The organism is Streptomyces cahuitamycinicus, assembly GCF_002891435.1.
GTDB lineage: Bacteria > Actinomycetota > Actinomycetes > Streptomycetales > Streptomycetaceae > Streptomyces > Streptomyces cahuitamycinicus.
In genome coordinates, this window is record NZ_POUC01000010.1 from 26,279 (window position 1) to 43,840 (window position 17,562).

Consider the following 17,562-nt stretch of genomic DNA (forward strand, 5'->3'; position numbering starts at 1 on the left):
GTGACGAACGTTTGCAGCAGCGGCCCGCATGGGCCAGTGCACCTTCCAAATCATCGTGGACCACAACAACTTTCAGCCGTTCAAAGATCTCGACAACGCCGCAGTGGAACGCTTGGCCGAAGGCCGGAACCATCTGTACGAGGACGAAAGCCAATCAGAGCGGGCTGGCCCGATTCGCGCTCACGTCGCCGGCAATACCCTCGACGAGATCGGGCCCGGCTGCGCCGTGAACTGCGCGACAGCGGAGTGAACTGACCGTCGCTGTCTCCCGCAGAACCAGCCACCGCCTGTCATGACCCCGCTTTTCCGGGCCGTGCCTCCCATCTTGGTTCCAGGCTCAACCACTCGTTCCGAGCATGCGGGTCCACGATCCGGCATCGATCGTCGCCGGCCCCGCTCAGCCAGGGTGAATGTTCTTGTTGTGGCGGAAGGTGTTGTCGGGGTCGTACTTGGCCTTGATCTCGGCCAGTCGTCGATAGATGCGCTCGCCGTATGCCTCTCGGACACGGCTGGTGCCGTCGTCGGAATCAAGGAAGTTGACGTAGACGCTGCCTGCGTGGTGCGGCTGAAGGGCGTGGAGGAACCGCCGGGCCCACGCGGTCTCGGCTGCGGCGTGCTCGCCCGACTCATCGGGCAGCCATGCGGATCAGGCCGAGATTGTCGCCGACGTCCCGCCAGCCGAGCGCGGCGAGCCGGAGCACCATCCGGCGTCGGTCATCGCTGCCGGTCGGGGTCTCTGTCAGCGACCTGCCGGACATGCGGTTGACCGCCGACATCAGCGACGACCACAGCTTGTGCGGCTGACAGCTGACCTGACCACCCGATGAGCCCCGACCAGGTGACAGACGTCGCCGAAAGGGTGTTCTACGACGGCAGATACCTCGACGCGAACGGCGCCCGTACCAGAGTGAGTCGCGCCACCCGGGCCGAACGTCGTCAGTCGTACCTGGCCCGCCTTGCGCCGCTCGTCAGTGAGTCGGGCCAGCGTGCAGCCGAGCCCAACCTTCGAGGATGTGGCGGCACTCCTCCACACGGGCCCAGGCACCGGAACCGGCAGCGGTGAGTCGGGGCGTGCCCGGGCCGGGGGCGTCGCGGGCGGGCAACAGCCCCGAGCCCGCCCTCCAGACAAGCCGCCATGGAACACGACGATCCGGTCCATCCCGACCGGCTCGCTTCCCTCAACGCCACTCCCCGCGGCCCGCCGCAGCACAACCAACTCGAACAGGACTCCTTCGCGGTCGACCACGAGAGCGCATGGGCAGTACGAGAAGATCACTCCACCCCAAGCTGGAAGACGGCGGGCGTACCGGCGGGCTCGAACGGGCGGCTGGTGAGGAACATCACCGACGCTCCCACAGGTCTCCGTGGCGGAAGTTGCGGCCCTTCGACGCCGCACCCCCTCCCTTGACCGCTCAAGTCACATCTGCCCTGACCGGCGCGAGAGGGCAGTGCGCGTGATGCAGGACGGCCTGGCTGACCAACTTCACGACATCAAGGGCCAGTTCACGCCACCTGGACACGCTCTTCAGGTTCTCTTCAAGTCGAAACCTTGAGTTAACCCTGCAAAGGGATTTTGCAGGGTTATTGTGTTTCTTGGCTGATCATTGACCAAGCGTTGGCATGCGCTAGAACCGTGAATTACCTGGAGGGAGGCTCATGTTCCGAGGTGTGACACCCCGGACCGTGGTGTCGCTCCTGGCCGCAGTCCTGCTCGGCCTTCAGGTTTTCGTGTCCACCGCATCCTTCGCATCCGCGCACACGGCCCGTCACGCCGCGGCCAAGAGCCAGCCCGGAATCAAGCCCTCCGGGAAGGCGCTGCGGTACGAGATCGCCACCTGCCGGGACGCCGGCCGCCACGGGGACCCGACCGGTCCCCTGGGCACCGGCGACCGGCACCGCACTGCCGCCGACTGCGCGCCCGAAACACCGGACCGTCCACGCCTGAGGCAGGGGGCCTCGAAGATGGGCGAGCCGGGCACACCCCGTACCGCGCACCACAGCACGTCGACATCCTCGACATCCCACTGTCCGGCGGCACTTCAGGTGTTCCGCTGCTGACCAGCAGAGCAGCCCCCCACACACACCTGTCCTTGCCCGTCCGACGCGCCGCTACGGCGCGCCAGGAGGAGTCACCACATCATGCAGCCCCTCATCGACAACGCCCGCACGTTCGGACAGCGCCCTGAGGAGTTCGCCAAACTGGCCGAAGGCCAGTCGCCCGAGGTCCTGTTCATCACCTGCGCCGACTCCCGGGTCGTACCGGCCCTGATCACCGGCGCCCGCCCCGGCCAGCTCTTCGAGCTGCGCACCGCGGGCAACATCGTCCCGCCATACGCCTCCGAGCGCCCCACCAGCGAGGCGGCCACCATCGAGTACGCCGTGGAGGTCCTCGGCGTGCAGCACATCGTGGTCTGCGGCCACTCGCACTGCGGCGCCGTGGGCGCCGTGGTGCGCGGCGACGACCTCGACGCCGTCCCCGCCGTGCGGGACTGGCTCGCGCACGCCGCGGACGAGCCCAAGTGCTCCGACAAGGCCGACCCGACAGTCGCCGAGGCGGTGCAGCACCACGTCCTGACACAGCTGCTGCGGCTGCGCTCCTACCCCTGCATCGACAAGCGCCTGCAGGCGGGCCAGCTCAGCCTGCACGGCTGGTACTACGAGGTGCACACCGGGGCCGTGCGCGAACACCGCGCGGCGACCGACACGTTCGAGGCGCTGTGAGGGACACCATGACTGTGATGTCGAGGTTCCCTTACCTCCGGCAGGACTTCGCCGCGTCCATCGTCGTCTTCCTGGTCGCCGTGCCGCTGTGCGTCGGTGTGGCGGTCGCCTCCGGTGTGCCTGCGGAACTGGGCCTGGTCACCGGCATCGTGGGCGGGCAGGTCACCGGGCTGATGCGCGGCAGCAGTCTTCAGGTGTCCGGCCCGGCGGCGGGCCTGACCGTGCTGGTCTTCGAGGCCGTCAGCGAATTCGGAGTGGCCGCGCTCGGCTTGATCGTGCTGATGGCCGGGCTGCTCCAGCTGGCCATGGGCTACTTCGGGATCGGCCGCTGGTTCCGGGCGATATCCGTCGCCGTCGTCGAGGGCATGCTCTGCGGCATCGGTTTGGTGATCATCGCCGGCCAGATCTACGCGGCGGCGGGCCTGAAGGCGCCGGAGACCGGGATCGGCAAGATCGTGGGCCTGCCCGGGGCGTTCACCGACGCGTTCGGCAGCACCAAGGCCCTGACCTCACTCGCGATCGGCGCGGGCACCGTCGCCGTCATCGTGCTGTGGAAGAAGCTGCCGAAGGCCGTGCAGTCCGTGCCCGGCGCCCTCGCGGCGGTACTGCTGGCCACTCTCTCCTCGCTCGCCTTCAGCCTGCCCGTCGCCACGGTCAAGGTGGAGGGTCTGCTCGGCGTCATTCAGCCGCCCGGAGCCGACGCCTTCGGGGAGCTCGCCAGCCCGGCCCTCTGGGGCACCATCATCGCCTTCGCGCTGATCGCCTCGGCCGAGTCGCTGTTCAGCGCTGCGGCGGTGGACCGGCTGCACGACGGTCCGCGCACTCAGTACGACAAGGAGATGATCGCCCAGGGCGCGGGCAACACGGTGTGCGGTCTGCTCGGCGCGCTGCCGATGACCGCCGTGATCGTGCGCAGCTCCGCGAACGTCCAGGCGGGCGCGAAGACGAAGGCGTCACGGGTGCTGCACGGTGTGTGGCTTCTGCTGTTCGCCGCCGCGCTGCCCTCTGCGCTGGCGCTGATCCCGCTGCCCGCCCTGGCCGGCATCCTGGTGCACGCGGGCTGGAAACTCATCCCGTTCCGCCAGGTCGCGGAGCTGTGGCGGGGGCACAGGGGTGAGGCACTGATCCTCATCGTCACCGCCGTGTCGATCGTCGCGGTCAACATGTTCGAGGGGGTACTCATCGGCCTGGCTCTTGCGGTAGTCAAGACCGCCTGGGAGGCGTCGCACCTGAAGACCGAGGTCATAGACAAGGGCACCGGGCCGATCCAGGTGTACCTGTCGGGCAACGCGACGTTCCTGCGGCTGCCGAAGATACTCGACAGCCTGGAGGCCCTTCCGCAGGACCGGCCGATCGAGGTGGACCTGTCCGGGCTGCACCACCTCGACCACGCCTGCCGCACGGCCCTGGAGAACTGGGCCGAGCGACACAGCGCACCCGACACCGACCCAGTGAAGGTCACGACCGCCGAACCGATGGAGGCCACGACGCCATGAGGATCTCGCCGTAGGGATCTGCCGCCCGGCGGAGGCGCAGTCAAGCCTCCGCCGGGCATATCTGCACCTTTTGGTCATGGGCTACCTGGCCCTCGGCTTGCTCTTCCTGTTGACAGAACCCGAGCAGTTGAGCGGAACCGACCGTCGCCGCATGAGACGCGGCTGGCCCGGCCCTGTCCGCCAGGTGGTCCTGATCGCGATCGCGTACCTCGGCGGCCGGTTCCCGGCTCGGCCAGCCCTACCGCGAACCACGTCCGCGCGAAGCTCAAGGACGACGTCCGCTTCGTGCCGGAAGGCAGCCTTGCGACGTTTGCATCGAGTCGGCCATCGTCTACGCCACGGGCAAGATTCCGAGCCTCCTTCGGCCCGCCGGGGTGACGTGCGAAACCTCGTGTGCGGCGCCAGGCTGCCCGCTCGCGGTCAACTCGACGAGCCGCGTGTGTGTGCCGCCAACCTGACCATCCGGAGCGTGCGCAAACCTGCTCGAGCAACGCAGTCTGAGTCAGCGGAGGAGCAGCAGGGCCGCCGTGCCTTGGGAGAAATCTGGGAGAAGATCTTCTCCCAAAGCCCCCGCGGCAACACCCGAGACTGACCACCATCAACGCTCTGACCTGCGTACATTCCAGCCGCAGCAGGTAGGCGACATGATCGGACCTCATTCGAGGCGAAGAGGTCGTGGGTTCTATCCGCCACCCCGGCAGTGAGTGGCGCTCCGACCACACACGCCTACCAACGCAGAGTCCGGCATGTCTCGTCTTCTTCCGATTCCGAGGCATGCCGCCGTCCGAGGGCTACTGTCCAGACCCGGCGGCGCTGTGTAGCGCCCGCCTGGCCGACTACGCACAGGTCATCACCGCCGGCCTGCCCGAACTTCGCGCAGCGCACAGCTACCAGGGCGGCAACGGCAGCTGATCTGCCCGACGCTGAAGCGGGTCGGCGATACTCGTCCCTCTGCCCGAATTGATCTACAGCCCCCACTCCGCCTCTGATCGCACCCAAGGCATCGAGGACCTGCGCCTGCTCTTCAGCTGGCAACCAGTTGACGATGTCCGCGGCGGGTGACAGGGGAGGACCTCGCCCGGCGGGCATCGGCCTGCCGCCCGAGGACGGTGGCCCGGGGGCTTGTAGGCCACTCCCGCTGCCCCGGACGTGGAGACGGACCGGGGCAGCGGGAGTGAGGGGATACGCGGCCAGAACTCATGGATTTGGGCCGTCGCTGAGGGCTATTGCCAAGAGCATCTCGTCAGCCACAGCTCCGCTGCCCGCGAGCAGATGACAGCGCTCCGTTCGTCCGCCTACACCCGGACGCCCACCCTGTCGGGGCCGACCCCCGGCGCTTGGCACACCAGTCAGACCTCCTACGGCACACCACGCCCCGTCACCGCCGCCTGCCGGATCTGCCGCCTCGTTCTCCAACACGCCTCCGCGGTGACCGTGGCGCGACCACTCGTACGCAGACGCAACGCCGCTTCAGCAGCGCAACTCCGTACCAGAGGAGCCACGCGGAGTGGCTCCGCCGGCAGCGTTTGCCTACCCTCGGGGGTTCCGTGCCCTCCGCGTGCCCATGAAGACGGGGAACAGCGGTCAACAGCGGTGCAATACGACCCGCACGACCACCCCAGGGACCAGGTATCTGCACTGGTCAGAGACATGAGCCCGCCCAAGCGCCGTCGCTTCCCAAGCTGAGAGCGCGAGTTCGATTCTCGTCACCCGCTCCACGAAGAAGGCCCAGGTCAGAGACCTGGGCCGTTTTGCTGTGCGCTGCGATCACTGGCCGCGCGCCAGATCCGTGCCAGAACGCTCCTCGGCAGCCTTCTGGGTAGCCTCCTCCCGAGCCTTCCGGACAGTGGCTTCAAGGCCGGCGGCAACCTCCTCCCGGTGGCGTGGAGAGCGTGTGCCCGGTGTGCCGGAGGTCGTGAAACCGGAAGTGCTCGGGCAGGCCGACGGTCTCACGCGCCTTTCGCCACGTCCGCCCGGAGGTGCTGCGCCGGAAGGGAGCGCCCTTCTTCCCGTCCCGCTGACCCGGCCCGCCGTCGTGTCTCCTGAAAGGGACCGGGGTGTCGATCCGCTCCCGGCCCGAGGAGGTCTTCAGGCCGCCAGCAACTTTGTACGCCGCCGTGTCGCCGTTCCGTGAACCGTGACCCCCAATCGGTCGATGAAAAGTGACCCCTTCCGTGATCAAGTGATCAGTCTGGCTCCATGGGAGTCAGGTGGAAGAGGTGATCGGTGTGGAGGACTGGGCTGAGATCCGGCGGCTCCACCGTGCGGAGGGCATGTCGATCAAGGGGATCGCGCGGCATCTGGGGATCGCCCGGAACACCGTGCGGCGGGCTGTGGCCAGCGATGATCCGCCGAAGTATCGGCGGGCGCCGAGGGGCTCGATCGTGGACGCGGTGGAACCGGCGATCCGCGAGCTGCTGGCCCAGTACCCGCGGATGCCCGCGACTGTGATCGCTGAGCGGATCGGGTGGGAACGCTCGTTGTCGGTGCTGAAGCGGCGGGTGCGCGAACTGCGTCCGGTCTATCTGCCGGCGGACCCGGTCTCGCGGACGGCGTATCAGCCGGGCGAGCTGGCGCAGTGCGATCTATGGTTCCCGCCGGTGGACATCCCGCTGGGTTTCGGGCAGACCGGGCGGCCGCCGGTGCTGGTGATGGTGGCCGGGTACTCGCGGATGATCACCGCGCGGATGCTGCCGTCGAGGCAGGCCGCCGACCTGGTGAGCGGGCACTGGGACCTGCTGTCCGGCTGGGACGCGGTGCCGAGGGCACTGGTCTGGGACAACGAAGCGGCCATCGGCCGCCGCCGCGAGGGGCGGGGCGTTCTCGGGCATGAGTTCGCCGCGCTGGCCGGGCTGCTGGCCTGCAAGGTGATCCTGTGCAGGCCCCGCGACCCGGAGGCCAAGGGTCTGGTCGAGCGGGCCAACGGCTACCTGGAGACGTCGTTCCTGCCCGGCAGGGTGTTCGCCTCTCCGGGCGACTTCAACACGCAGGTGGGCTCGTGGCTTGAGGTCGCCAACCGGCGGGTGCACCGCACCCTTGAGGCCCGCCCGGCAGAACGGTGGGAGGCCGACCGGGCCGCGATGCTGCCGCTGCCGCCGACCGCACCGCCGCGCTGGTGGCAGACCTCGGCGCGGATCGGCCGGGACCACTACATCCGTCTGGACACCTGCGACTATTCCGTGCACCCGGCCGCGATCGGAAGGATCGTGCGGATCGAGGCGGACACCGAGACGGTGCGGGCTCATCTGGACGGCCGCCTGGTCGCGGAGCATGCGCGCTGCTGGGCCCGCCACCAGACGCTCACCGACCCGGAGCATGCCGATGCCGCCACGGCGATGCGCAGCCAGTACCGCCAGACCGGGGCCCAAGCCGCGGCGGTGGAGGTCGCACAGCCGGATCTGCCGGCCTACGACCGCGTCTTCCAGCTGATCGAGGGCGGCGGAGGAGAGGAGTGACACCATGGCCACCCGCACCACCCCATCCCGGGACGTGGCTGCCGAACTGGCCTTCCTCAGCCGTGCGTTGAAGGCACCGGCTCTGCTGGATGCTGCTGACCGGCTCGCCGAACGCGCTACCGCCGAGTCCTGGACGCATCAGGAGTATCTGGCCGCCTGCCTGCAGCGCGAGGTTGCTGCCCGCGAGGCGCATGGCGGCGAGGGCCGCATCCGCGCGGCCCGTTTCCCCGCCCGCAAGACCTTGGAGGAGTTCGACTTTGCTCACCTGCGTGGCCTGAAACGGGAGGCGGTGGCGCATCTGGGCACCCTGGACTTCATCACCGGCAAGGAGAACGTGGTCTTCCTCGGCCCGCCCGGCACTGGCAAGACCCACCTGGCCATCGCCCTGGGCATCCGCGCCTGCCAGGCCGGGCACCGCGTCGCGTTCGCCACCGCCTCGCAGTGGGTCGACCGCCTGGCCGCCGCCCACACCGCAGGCAAGCTCCAGGACGAACTGCAGCGTCTCGCGCGCGTCCCCGTTCTGGTGATCGATGAGGTCGGCTACATCCCGTTCGAACCGGAAGCGGCGAACCTGTTCTTCCAGCTGATCTCCGGTCGCTACGAACGCGCGTCCGTGATCGTGACCAGCAACAAGCCGTTCGGACGCTGGGGAGAGGTCTTCGGAGACGACACCGTGGCTGCCGCCATGATCGACCGTCTCGTCCATCACGCCGATGTGCTCTCCTTGAAGGGAGACTCCTACCGGCTCAAGGACCGTGACATCGGCCGCACACCGAGCGCGGCAACCGGGTGAACAACTACACACGGGGTCAAAATTCACCGACCCCAAAGGGGTCCAGGTTCAGAGGCCGCCGACACGCCGGCGGCGGGACGGCTTGGGGGCGGAGCCGTCGCGGGCAGGGAGAGGCCACCTGGTCGGGGCTCACGGCGGTTTTCGCCGCCGGGGGGCGCCGACAGCGTCGCACCGGAGCGGAACCCGGTCGGCCTGTGGCGGAGGTGCGGATCAGTCGCAGGGATCGCGGGGCCCCCGGCGGGAACGGGGGAAGAGTTCCACCGGGGGTTGTCGATGCCGGCCTCGGGCCGGCCGTCCGCCTACTCAGGCCTCTTGACCGGGCCGAGCGCGGTCATGAGGAGGTACGTCGCGTAGCCGTCGCCGCTCAGTTCGAAGGCGCCCGGTCCCGCTTGCCGCCATGCCGACAGCGACGCGGCCGCGCCGTCGAAGAGCGGCCGCTAGCCGTTCTCCGGCCGGCAGTCCGCCTCGACGGCGCCGGTGGCCCACTCGATTCCGCCCAACAGGTGCTGACGGACGGCGGGTTCGGCGAAGGACTCCTTGCTGTGGCCGACGCCGGTGTAGAAGGAGCGGCCTCCCTGGTAGTTCTGGCACCAGGCGATCGGATGGTCGCCCTTCATGGTGCCGCCCCAGTACGAGGACTCGTCCAGGGAGGCCAGGACGCGGACCCGTTCCCGGGGGTTCGAGCGGAAGTTGTACCACTCGTCCGTGCGGTTCCAGGTGGTGGGCAGGTCAGCGGTCGCCGGGTGGGCGCGGTCCTCGACGTGCACCGTGGCACGCATCGGCCACCACGGATGCGACTCGAAGTAGGCACCGACGAGCCCGCCGTAGAACGCCCAGTCGTACTCGGTGTCGGCGGCCGCGTGGACGCCGACGTAGCCCCCGCCACTGCGGATGTAGCCCTCGAAGGCCGTCTCCTGGGCGGCGTTCAGGACGTCACCGGTCGTCGACAGGAACACGACCGCGTCGTAGCGCCCGAGGTTGTCGGCCGTGAAGGCTCCGGCGTCCTCCGTCGCGTCAACCGTGAAGCCGCCCGTCTCGCCGAGCTGTTTCACCGCCGCGATGCCGGCGGAGACCGAGCCGTGGCGGAAGCCGGCCGTCTTGGAGAACACCAGCACCCTTGTGCCGTCCTGCTTCGCCTGTGACACGGCCGGTCCCGAGACGCAGCCCAGGAGCACGGCCGCTCCGACGACTGATGTTGTCAGTCGGTTGATCGATCGCATGCTGTGTATGTCCCTCTCATCCGGTGGTGAATGTGAAGTCGAGTGGCGACCTCTGCGTACTCGCTCCGAGCTACGCGACGGTGATCACGCCCATACGGGCCAGACGGTGAGGTTCTCCAGCTGCGTGGGCCCCCCGGCGGGAAACCTGGCCGGTTCGATGCCCGGGAACACGACGCCCTCGCCCCAGCCCGGCTCCGCCGCTGCCGGCCGGGGCGGTGGCGGGCCGCCTGGCATGGTTACCGTCGTCACGCGTCCGGCAGCCAGGGTGCGAGTGCGGTGTCGACCGCGCGGACGGCCGTTTCGCTGTCGAGTCGCGCGCCGAGAATGAAATGCCAGAACGGCAGGGAGCCGAGGGAACCGGGTGACACTGGATTGGATCGCTGAGCGTTCACCTGGGTCGGGGCGATCACCGGCGGCACACGTAGCGCGTCCGCCTCGGTCCGCTGCTACAGCTGTCGCGTTGTCGCGCGGCCCTGCGGAGTGTCTGGCCGCAGTTCAGGACCCTGTGGAGTCGGACGGCGGGCGCGGGCCTCCGAAGCCGTGTTCAGAGAGGTCGAACCAGTTGCCCTCCGGATCCATGGCCCGGTACTCGGCGAAGGGGCGGTTGGTGAAGCGTTCGGCCGGTTTCGGAGTGCCGGCCGCCACCAGGGCCTCGGTGGTGGCGGCCGTGTCCTCGATGTGGAACCCGAAGTGGTTGAAGCCGACCGGGGTCTCACCGTCGAGCTGATGCTTGATCAGGGCAAGGGAGAGATAGCCGTCGGAGAGGAAGCAACTGCCGTCCGGATCGCGGTGGAACAGCTCCATCGCGAAGACCGAGGAGTAGAACTCGGCCAGCTTCTCCGGGTCGCGGGCCACGATGGCCAGATGGCGGAGCCTCGGCCGGGCGGCGGTGGGTTCGACCGCGGTGGATTCCTTCGGGACGGGGTCCTGCTGCGCCGGGCGGGGCGCGGGGATCATGTTGTGGAACGCGCTGATCGACCAGTGGCCCTCCGCTGTCCGTTCCACGACGGCCAACGCGTGCGTGGTGGTCAGCGGCTGCCCGTCCGGAGCGGTAACGGTCGACTCCGCCTCCACCGTGGCCAGGTCGGGGCGGAGGAATCGGACGGCCACGACTCGTGCGTCGAGGACGGTTCCGGCGTACGGCCCGCGGAAGAGGGCGTCGTGCCCGGCAGCGATGCCGGTCCGGCCGAGTGGCTTGTCGCCTCGTACGGTCGTGAAGTCGCAGTCCTCCGCGAAGCTCGCGGCGAAGAGCGCGGCGTCACCTGCCGCCCAGCCGCGGGCCATCTCCGCCCACAGGGCGCGGATCGCCCGGGCGTCGTCATGGGTGCCGTCCTCGGTGCCGTCCTGGGCGGGGGCGTTCGTTCCTTCGGGCTGCTGCATCGTTCTCACGCCTTCGTCAGTGAACTCGTACGGATACGCAGGTCGACCTCGGGGCACTCGGCGCCCTCGACACCTTCGGCGGGATGCCGGGGATGCGAGGCCCAGGCGCCCAGGGCGTGGTAGAACTCGCCGTCCCGGCGCTCCAGGTAACAGATGATGTTGAGGGGCCACCCCGTCCGGCCGAAGAGGTGGCGGTCCATGGGAGTCGGGCGCTCGCTGAGCGTGTGGCCCCGTTCCGACGGCGGGCCCAGGCGGTGCCAGTCCGGGTGCATGTGGATGGAACCGAGCAGATCCATCCCCAGGGACTCGGCCTCACGGGACGCCCGGAGGAGATCGCGGGAATCCATCCACCAGCCGCGGTGCTCGTTCTCGTAGGCCGGCCCGAACTTCGGCACGATCGTCTCGCGGAACTCCCGTAGAGCCGCTGGATCACTGGTGCGGGCATTACGGCCGAAAAAGAAACGCCGCACGTGGTACGTCGTCGCCTCCGCACTGCCGAGCAGGAGCGCGAAGCAGGGTAACGGTGCCTCAGGGGTGATGAGTTGATACTCACCGACAGCCACGGCGAGGAAGTCCGCGAGTGCCTGGTCGTCCATCAGGACGGTGAGAGGAGCGGGGGTGGCACCCCCGGTTGCGGAACAATCGGCCGAGCTCCATCGGGCGTCCGGCGAACCGGACCCGGATACGTTCGTCACAGCGGACATGGGGTGTGGTCTCCGTCAAGATGGGGGGGGTGGGAGGCCGTTGGAGCGGAGTGTCCGGAGACGCTACTTGAGAGTTCACGCTCACAGGTCGACTGCCGTGAACCGTGGGGATTTCCCTACGGCTTGATAGGAACTTGCGGCCGGACGGTTCTCGACCCCGAGGGGGAAGCGTCAAACGCGCGACGGGGTGCCGTGTGCAGTAGGCGATTCACTCGACCTTGCTCGCGTCGCCTTGGCACTGCCGGTCAGCCTGGCGTCGAGATCCTGTCCGGCAAGTCAGGAGGCGCTGTCGTGTCTGATCGGCGATTCCGACACCGGCAGGGCCGTGCACTCACAAGCACGCCCGAACTTGGACATCCGCGAACGCGGAGAGGCTGAATCCGCGGCCGGTCCAACCCCCGTCCGTAGTGACGAAGTGCGAGGAGCACCGAGCCCCTGCCCGGCTGGACCTCGTACCGCTTGCGCGATTCAGGCGTTTCCGTCCCACTCCCCCCGAGCGCGGCACTGTCCCGTGACGGCCGCCTCGGCGTCCAAGCGTTTTCCAGCCGGTGAGGGCGCCGAGGGGACCTCAATTGGCGTGACGTGCACAGGGATTGACGTAGAAATCGCTTACCACCTACGGTCCTTCCGGAATCGCGGACACCTTTCGCAATCTCGAACGCCTGGCGTCGGTACGCCCTACGGGAACAAGGAGTCGAAGCGGAATGGGCACACAGCGAAGACTCGGCTGGATGTCGCTTGCCGCGGCAACCACCATGGCACTCGCGGCCGGAGTGATCACCGCCCCCGCCGCCCACACCGCGGACGATCCCGTGGAGGTCGTGGTCGACGGGGACGACGTTCGCGCCGACAACGTGAACGGTCTGACCTACAAGGGCCTCGGCGTGCTCAGCTGCAACAGCACGAGCAACCTGCTGATGGACTACAAGGCGGAGCACCCCGGCCGGTACTGGGAGCTCATCCGGGTGCTGTTCGGCGGGAAGAACCCCCTGATCAACCATGTCAAGGTCGAGATGGGTTCGGACACGAACACGTCGACCGGTTCCGACCCGGCGACCATGCGCACAGCGGACGAACTCGCCGACGCGTCGCGCTCGCCGGGCTTCCAACTGGCAGCGGACGCCAAGACGGTCAACCCGAAGCTCAAGGTGTCGATTCTCCGCTGGGTCATGCCCCGATGGGTTCAGAACGAATGGAACAAGGGCACCGGCTCCGACGAGATGTACAAGTGGTACAAGGAGACGATTCTCGACGCGTACGAGAAATACGGGTACATGGTCGACTACGTGAACCCGGACACGAACGAGACACATGATCCGGACGAGGCCTTCATCAAGTGGTACAAGAAGACGATTCTGGCCGACACGGACTTCGCTGACCCCCGCTACGGCATCCCTGCGAAAAAGCGGGAGCAGGCCGAGAAGGCCTACCGCGGCATAAAGATCATCGCCGCCGACGAGAACACCACCCACAATTTCGGGCCGTCGATGCTCAGCGACGCGGAACTCTTCGGCATGGTCGACGCGGTCGGCTACCACTACAACACCGATGACCGGCGCGACGGGCCCGTCGGCAGCGACACCCATCTGCCGTACACCAGGCTGGCGACCGGGGAGAACAAGTACGGCGAGGACAAGGAAGTCTGGTACAGCGAGGGGGTCGGCTCCTTCGGCTACACCGACTACCGCGTCAACAACACCGAGGGCCCGAACGGAACGAGCACCGGTATCGGCGGCGTCCAGAGCGCCCTCGATCTCGCGAACCGCTCCGTCAAGGGCTACGCCAACTCGAAGCGGACGCACTACATCTTCCAGCCGGCGATCGGCTCCTTCTACGAAGGCGCGCAGTACAGCCACAAGGAACTCGTCAGCGCGCGTGACCCGTGGTCGGGCCACCTCCACTACGACGCGGCCGTCTACGTGATGCAGCACTTCACCCAGTTCGCGAAGACCGGCTGGGAGAACGACACGAACACGGCGGGCATCTGGCGCACCGTGCCGGAGGCCAGTTACAGCGGGGTGAGCGGCACCGAGAACGTCGACGGCTCGAACGGGGCCCCGAGTTACATGACGCTCGCGGACCCCCGTAAGAAGGACTTCTCCACGATCGTCGTCAACGACAGCGACCAGCCCAAGACCTACCGGATCAAGGCCGAGAACATGCGACTCGGTTCCGACCCGACCATGGAGATCTGGGAAACCCGCGCAGCGGACGCGGGCCGGCCCTACGACGCGAACCTCAAGCGCCTCGTCGACGAGATCCGGCCCGGCGGCGCCGGGTACTACACCTACACGGTCAAGCCGAGGTCGATCGTGACCTTGACGACGCTCGACAAGAGCCACGACAAGGCGACGAAGCAACGCCTGCCCGAGTCCCGGGACCGCACGGTGCTGGACACCGACGCGACCGGCAAGAAGCACAACACCCGCGACAACGTCCTGTACGCCGACGACTTCGGGTACGAGGAGGAGGGCAGGGTCCAAGTCGGCGCCGGCAACGGCGCGCACAAGACGTCCCAGCCCTACCTGAGGTCGCGCGGCAACCAGCCTCGCTACATGGTCGACCAGACCGGCGCCTGGGAGGTCGGTGAGGACGCGAGCGGCGACAACGTCCTGTACCAGTACATGGACCAGTCCATGAAGGACACCGGCGCCTGGAACCGCCACACCCCGAACACAACGGTCGGCGACTTCCGCTGGGAGAACTACCGGGCCACGGTCGACGTCTCGTTCCCTGACCCGGCCGGCGGACTCGCCTCCCTGGGTGTCCGTCAGCAGAAGGGCATGGCGATCAGCGACGCCGCCTACAACGTGCGCATCGCACCGACCGGCGCCTGGACGTTCTACGAATACGGCACGGCCGTCAAGTCGGGAACGGTCGCGGCGTCCGACGGCTACCGCCTCGCCATCGAGGCGAAGGGCGCGACGATCACGACCTACATCGACGGCAAGGCCGTCTCCACGTACCAGGACCCGACTCCGCAGACCGAAGGACGCGTCAAGCTCGGAAGCGACTTCCACAAGACGGCGTTCGACAACCTGAAGGTCGAGAAGATCGACGGGTACACGCCCTACGCCCGCGCACAGCTCGACAACATGGACAGCTCGGTCGCCTACACCGGCACGTGGAGCCGGAAAGCCTCCTTCGGCGACGCGATGGACTGGTACCGGTCGACGTCGACCGGCACGACCGCCGGCTCGTCGTTCACCGTCCCGTTCACCGGCACGGGCATCGACGTCATCGGTGGCAACGACGGCACCGCCGTCCTCGACGTCTACGTCGACGGAAAGCTGATCGCACGGGACGCGAAGACGGCCGCGACCGACAAGCGCCTCGCGACGTACGCGCTCCGCGGTCTGCCCGAGGGCGCGCACACGGCGAGGTTCGTCCTCAAGTCCGGAAAGATCGTTCTCGACGCGTTCAACGCCATCTCCGGGGACGTGGACGGCACGGTGGGCACGACACCGATCCGGAGCGCCCTGGAGAAGATCGGACGTCCGGAGCAGGCTGACTACACGGCCGACTCCTGGGCCCTGTTCGCCTCCGCGTCGTCGGCGGCGAAGGCTGCCGCGTCGGGGCGGCAGAAGGGCCTTGACGCCATCGGCGTCGAGCAGATCACGGACCGGCTCGAAGAGGCTCACGACCGACTGGTGCGCAAGGACGGCACCGCCGCCCAGTAGGCGCCCCGGGCCTGCGGGCCCGTGCGTTCACCGTAAACGATCAAGGGGCCGTATCGGATTCCTCCGATACGGCCCCTTCCATGGGGGCGGGTCGCCGTCCGCAAGGCCCGGTGAACCGCGCCCGCACCCACGACACCGCTCGCCCACCGGGCCGCCGGGCAGTTTTTGTTATGCATCAGTGCGGGGCGCGTCTCCTTGGTACAGGACCGGAGAAGAACCAGGAGACAGTTTCGATGGAGCAGGCCACCACAGACCGTTCGCTCAACCGTCGCGGGATGCTGAAGCTCGCCGGCGCGGCCGGTGCCGGCGCCGGTGCGATCGGGGCGGCCACGGGGATCGCGTCAGCCGTGCCGACGGCCCCGAAGGGCGGGTTCGCCCACCCGGCGCTGCTGCACACGCAGGCCGACTTCGACCGGATGGCCGAGAAGGTCAAGGCGGGTGCGCAGCCCTGGACGGACGGCTGGAAGCGGCTGCTGAGCAGCCGGGACTCGGCGACCGACTACCGGCCACGGCCCGTCGCGACCGTCATCCGCGGTGGCGAGGACGCGAACGTCCACCTGCTCTTCCGGGACACCGCCGCGGCCTACCAGAACGCCCTGCGCTGGAAGATCACCGGGGACGCCCGGCACGCGGACAAGGCGCGGGACATCCTCAACGCCTGGTCGGCCACCCTCAAGGAGCTCGGCGGGAACGCCGACCGGTACCTGATGGCGGGCATCCAGGGGTATCAGCTGGCCAACGCCGGCGAGATCATGCGCGACTACGACGGATTCGACCTCGGCCGGTTCCAGTCCATGCTGGTCGACATCTTCTACCCGATGAACGACCGCTTCCTGGTCAACCACAACGACGCCGTCCCCAGCAACTACCGGGCCAACTGGGAACTGTGCACCCTGGCGTCCATCATCGCCATCGGCGGGCTCACCGAGGACCAGGCCAAGATCGACCGGGCGGTGGAGTACTTCAAGAACGGCGACGGCAACGGCTGTGTCAGACGTGCCGTCCCCGTCCTGCACGAGCAGACGGACGGCGTCGTCCTCGGGCAGTGGGAGGAGAGCGGCCGGGACCAGGAGCACACCATGGCCGGTGTCGGCTGGATGGGCGCGCTCTGCGAGATGGCCTGGAACCTGGGCGAGGATCTGTACGGGTACGACGACAACCGGTTCATGAAGGGCTGTGAGTACGTCGCCCGCTACAACCTCGGCAAGGACGTTCCCTATACCTCGTACTCACGCCGCATGGGCCGGCGCATGGCGGGCCAGGTCGGAGCCCTGCACACCGAACCGGAGATCAGCGAGCAGGGCCGGGGCAGCGCCCGTCCCATCTGGGCCCTGATCCACAACCACTACGCGGTGCGCCGGGGGCTGGACGTACCGAACATCACGGCCTACAAGGACAAGCTCACGCCCGAGGACGGCGGCGGGACGCGCGGCGGGGCCGGCTGGAGTTACGACCACCTCGGCTACGGCACGCTGACCTACACCCGGGACCCGGAGGACGTCGGCGCGTCCGCGCCGGGCGCCGCACGCGAAACCAAGACGGCGGGCCGCGCCTCGGGCAGCGCGGCAGGCGGCGGGACGCGCCCGCAGGGCGGCACCCCCCACGATCTGGCCGCCACCGGGGCGGACGGCGTCCTGGCCTGGTCCGCCGCCGGGGCCTCGGCCCTCCTCGGAGGTCTGCTCCTGCTCCGCCGTCGCGGGCGCGGAGCGAACACGCCCGGATCCGACGCGTGATCCGCGGCGCCTGAGCCGGGGCTGGGCGGACGGCCTCGGCGGCCTCGCCCGCGCCCACGGAGCCGACGTCGAATGACAGCGGGAGGCCGGCGCACGCACGCAAGCATCCGCAATCACGCGTCTCCGTCGATGCGCGAAGCACATGGATGCGGACACCTCCGAAGGTCCGTCGGCCACTCCCGGACCGCTTACTCCGACGTCGTGCCCACAGCGTGCCCGCAAAGGCCTCGTCAGCCGCTCCATGATGAAACCCCAGGTCAGCGACCTGGGGCTACCTTGTTGTCCAGACCTTTTGCCGCCCGTCGCGCCCCGGACACGACTCGAGACAGGGCAGGCGGAGGGCAAGGGGTCCCCCTCGGCCCATTTGGTCGCCACCTACC

At 68.5% G+C, this 17,562-nt stretch carries 13 protein-coding genes and 1 pseudogene; 9 read left to right on the forward strand and 5 right to left on the reverse strand.

Features of this window, described 5'->3' with window-relative positions:
* The first annotated feature begins 55 nt into the window (after positions 1–55).
* On the forward strand, positions 56–250 hold the full coding sequence (locus tag C1J00_RS02810) for a hypothetical protein (protein ID WP_146046121.1): 195 nt from the start codon (positions 56–58) through the stop codon (positions 248–250).
* A gap of 147 nt (positions 251–397) precedes the next feature.
* Here the strand turns inward: C1J00_RS02810 and C1J00_RS02815 are convergent, their stop codons facing one another.
* Complete coding sequence (locus tag C1J00_RS02815) at positions 398–637, reverse strand: BBE domain-containing protein (RefSeq protein WP_245936160.1); 240 nt, start codon at positions 635–637, stop codon at positions 398–400.
* Positions 627–776, reverse strand: coding sequence for a hypothetical protein (locus tag C1J00_RS44985; protein WP_180989375.1), 150 nt, complete (start codon positions 774–776; stop codon positions 627–629). Before C1J00_RS44985 ends, C1J00_RS02815 begins: the two co-directional genes overlap by 11 nt.
* A gap of 1,363 nt (positions 777–2,139) precedes the next feature.
* On the opposite strand from C1J00_RS44985, the gene C1J00_RS02825 reads away from it, so the two are divergent.
* From C1J00_RS02825 to istB, 6 genes are all read left to right on the forward strand, one after another.
* Positions 2,140–2,721: a carbonic anhydrase gene (locus tag C1J00_RS02825; RefSeq protein ID WP_102907433.1), complete on the forward strand. Its 582-nt coding sequence runs from the start codon at positions 2,140–2,142 to the stop codon at positions 2,719–2,721.
* Between the two features lie 17 nt (positions 2,722–2,738).
* Positions 2,739–4,217, forward strand: a complete 1,479-nt coding sequence (locus C1J00_RS02830; RefSeq protein WP_102907434.1) for a SulP family inorganic anion transporter — start codon at positions 2,739–2,741, stop codon at positions 4,215–4,217.
* A 76-nt stretch (positions 4,218–4,293) separates the two neighbouring features.
* Entirely contained in the window at positions 4,294–4,809 is a 516-nt protein-coding gene (locus tag C1J00_RS48050; RefSeq protein WP_219728311.1) for a DUF6256 family protein, read from the forward strand.
* A gap of 182 nt (positions 4,810–4,991) precedes the next feature.
* Positions 4,992–5,129 (forward strand): hypothetical protein, encoded by a 138-nt coding sequence (locus tag C1J00_RS44990; RefSeq protein WP_180989376.1) that lies wholly within the window; start codon positions 4,992–4,994, stop codon positions 5,127–5,129.
* Between the two features lie 1,307 nt (positions 5,130–6,436).
* Positions 6,437–7,672 (forward strand): IS21 family transposase, encoded by a 1,236-nt coding sequence (istA, locus tag C1J00_RS02840; RefSeq protein ID WP_102907448.1) that lies wholly within the window; start codon positions 6,437–6,439, stop codon positions 7,670–7,672.
* Between the two features lie 4 nt (positions 7,673–7,676).
* Positions 7,677–8,465, forward strand: a complete 789-nt coding sequence (gene istB / locus C1J00_RS02845; RefSeq protein ID WP_102907435.1) for an IS21-like element helper ATPase IstB — start codon at positions 7,677–7,679, stop codon at positions 8,463–8,465.
* 344 nt (positions 8,466–8,809) lie between these two features.
* On the opposite strand, the pseudogene C1J00_RS02850 reads toward istB, so the two are convergent.
* The 3 genes and pseudogenes from C1J00_RS02850 to C1J00_RS02860 form a co-directional block, all read right to left on the reverse strand.
* Positions 8,810–9,685: pseudogene (locus C1J00_RS02850) on the reverse strand (ThuA domain-containing protein); the annotation flags it as partial.
* 495 nt (positions 9,686–10,180) lie between these two features.
* A complete protein-coding gene (locus tag C1J00_RS02855; protein WP_102907436.1) occupies positions 10,181–11,065 on the reverse strand; it encodes an SgcJ/EcaC family oxidoreductase in 885 nt (294 codons plus the stop codon).
* A 5-nt stretch (positions 11,066–11,070) separates the two neighbouring features.
* The gene (locus tag C1J00_RS02860) at positions 11,071–11,661 is read right to left on the reverse strand and encodes a hypothetical protein (protein ID WP_245936158.1); all 591 of its coding nucleotides are present in this window, start codon (positions 11,659–11,661) and stop codon (positions 11,071–11,073) included.
* An 812-nt stretch (positions 11,662–12,473) separates the two neighbouring features.
* Here C1J00_RS02860 and C1J00_RS02865 point away from each other — a divergent pair.
* Entirely contained in the window at positions 12,474–15,449 is a 2,976-nt protein-coding gene (locus C1J00_RS02865) for a GH59 galactosidase (RefSeq protein ID WP_102907438.1), read from the forward strand.
* A 233-nt stretch (positions 15,450–15,682) separates the two neighbouring features.
* A complete protein-coding gene (locus C1J00_RS02870; RefSeq protein WP_245936159.1) occupies positions 15,683–17,182 on the forward strand; it encodes an alginate lyase family protein in 1,500 nt (499 codons plus the stop codon).
* Positions 17,183–17,562 lie beyond the last annotated feature (380 nt).

Bases quoted from the DNA above. Each gene is read 5' to 3' on its own strand.
- C1J00_RS44990 (WP_180989376.1), top strand. From the start codon at position 4,992: ATGCCGCCGTCCGAGGGCTACTGTCCAGACCCGGCGGCGCTGTGTAGC.
- C1J00_RS48050 (WP_219728311.1), top strand. From the start codon at position 4,294: ATGGGCTACCTGGCCCTCGGCTTGCTCTTCCTGTTGACAGAACCCGAG.
- C1J00_RS02825 (WP_102907433.1), top strand. From the start codon at position 2,140: ATGCAGCCCCTCATCGACAACGCCCGCACGTTCGGACAGCGCCCTGAG.
- C1J00_RS02855 (WP_102907436.1), bottom strand. From the start codon at position 11,065: ATGCAGCAGCCCGAAGGAACGAACGCCCCCGCCCAGGACGGCACCGAG.
- C1J00_RS02870 (WP_245936159.1), top strand. From the start codon at position 15,683: ATGGAGCAGGCCACCACAGACCGTTCGCTCAACCGTCGCGGGATGCTG.
- C1J00_RS02860 (WP_245936158.1), bottom strand. From the start codon at position 11,661: ATGGACGACCAGGCACTCGCGGACTTCCTCGCCGTGGCTGTCGGTGAG.
- istB (WP_102907435.1), top strand. From the start codon at position 7,677: ATGGCCACCCGCACCACCCCATCCCGGGACGTGGCTGCCGAACTGGCC.
- C1J00_RS44985 (WP_180989375.1), bottom strand. From the start codon at position 776: ATGTCGGCGGTCAACCGCATGTCCGGCAGGTCGCTGACAGAGACCCCG.
- C1J00_RS02830 (WP_102907434.1), top strand. From the start codon at position 2,739: ATGTCGAGGTTCCCTTACCTCCGGCAGGACTTCGCCGCGTCCATCGTC.
- C1J00_RS02865 (WP_102907438.1), top strand. From the start codon at position 12,474: ATGGGCACACAGCGAAGACTCGGCTGGATGTCGCTTGCCGCGGCAACC.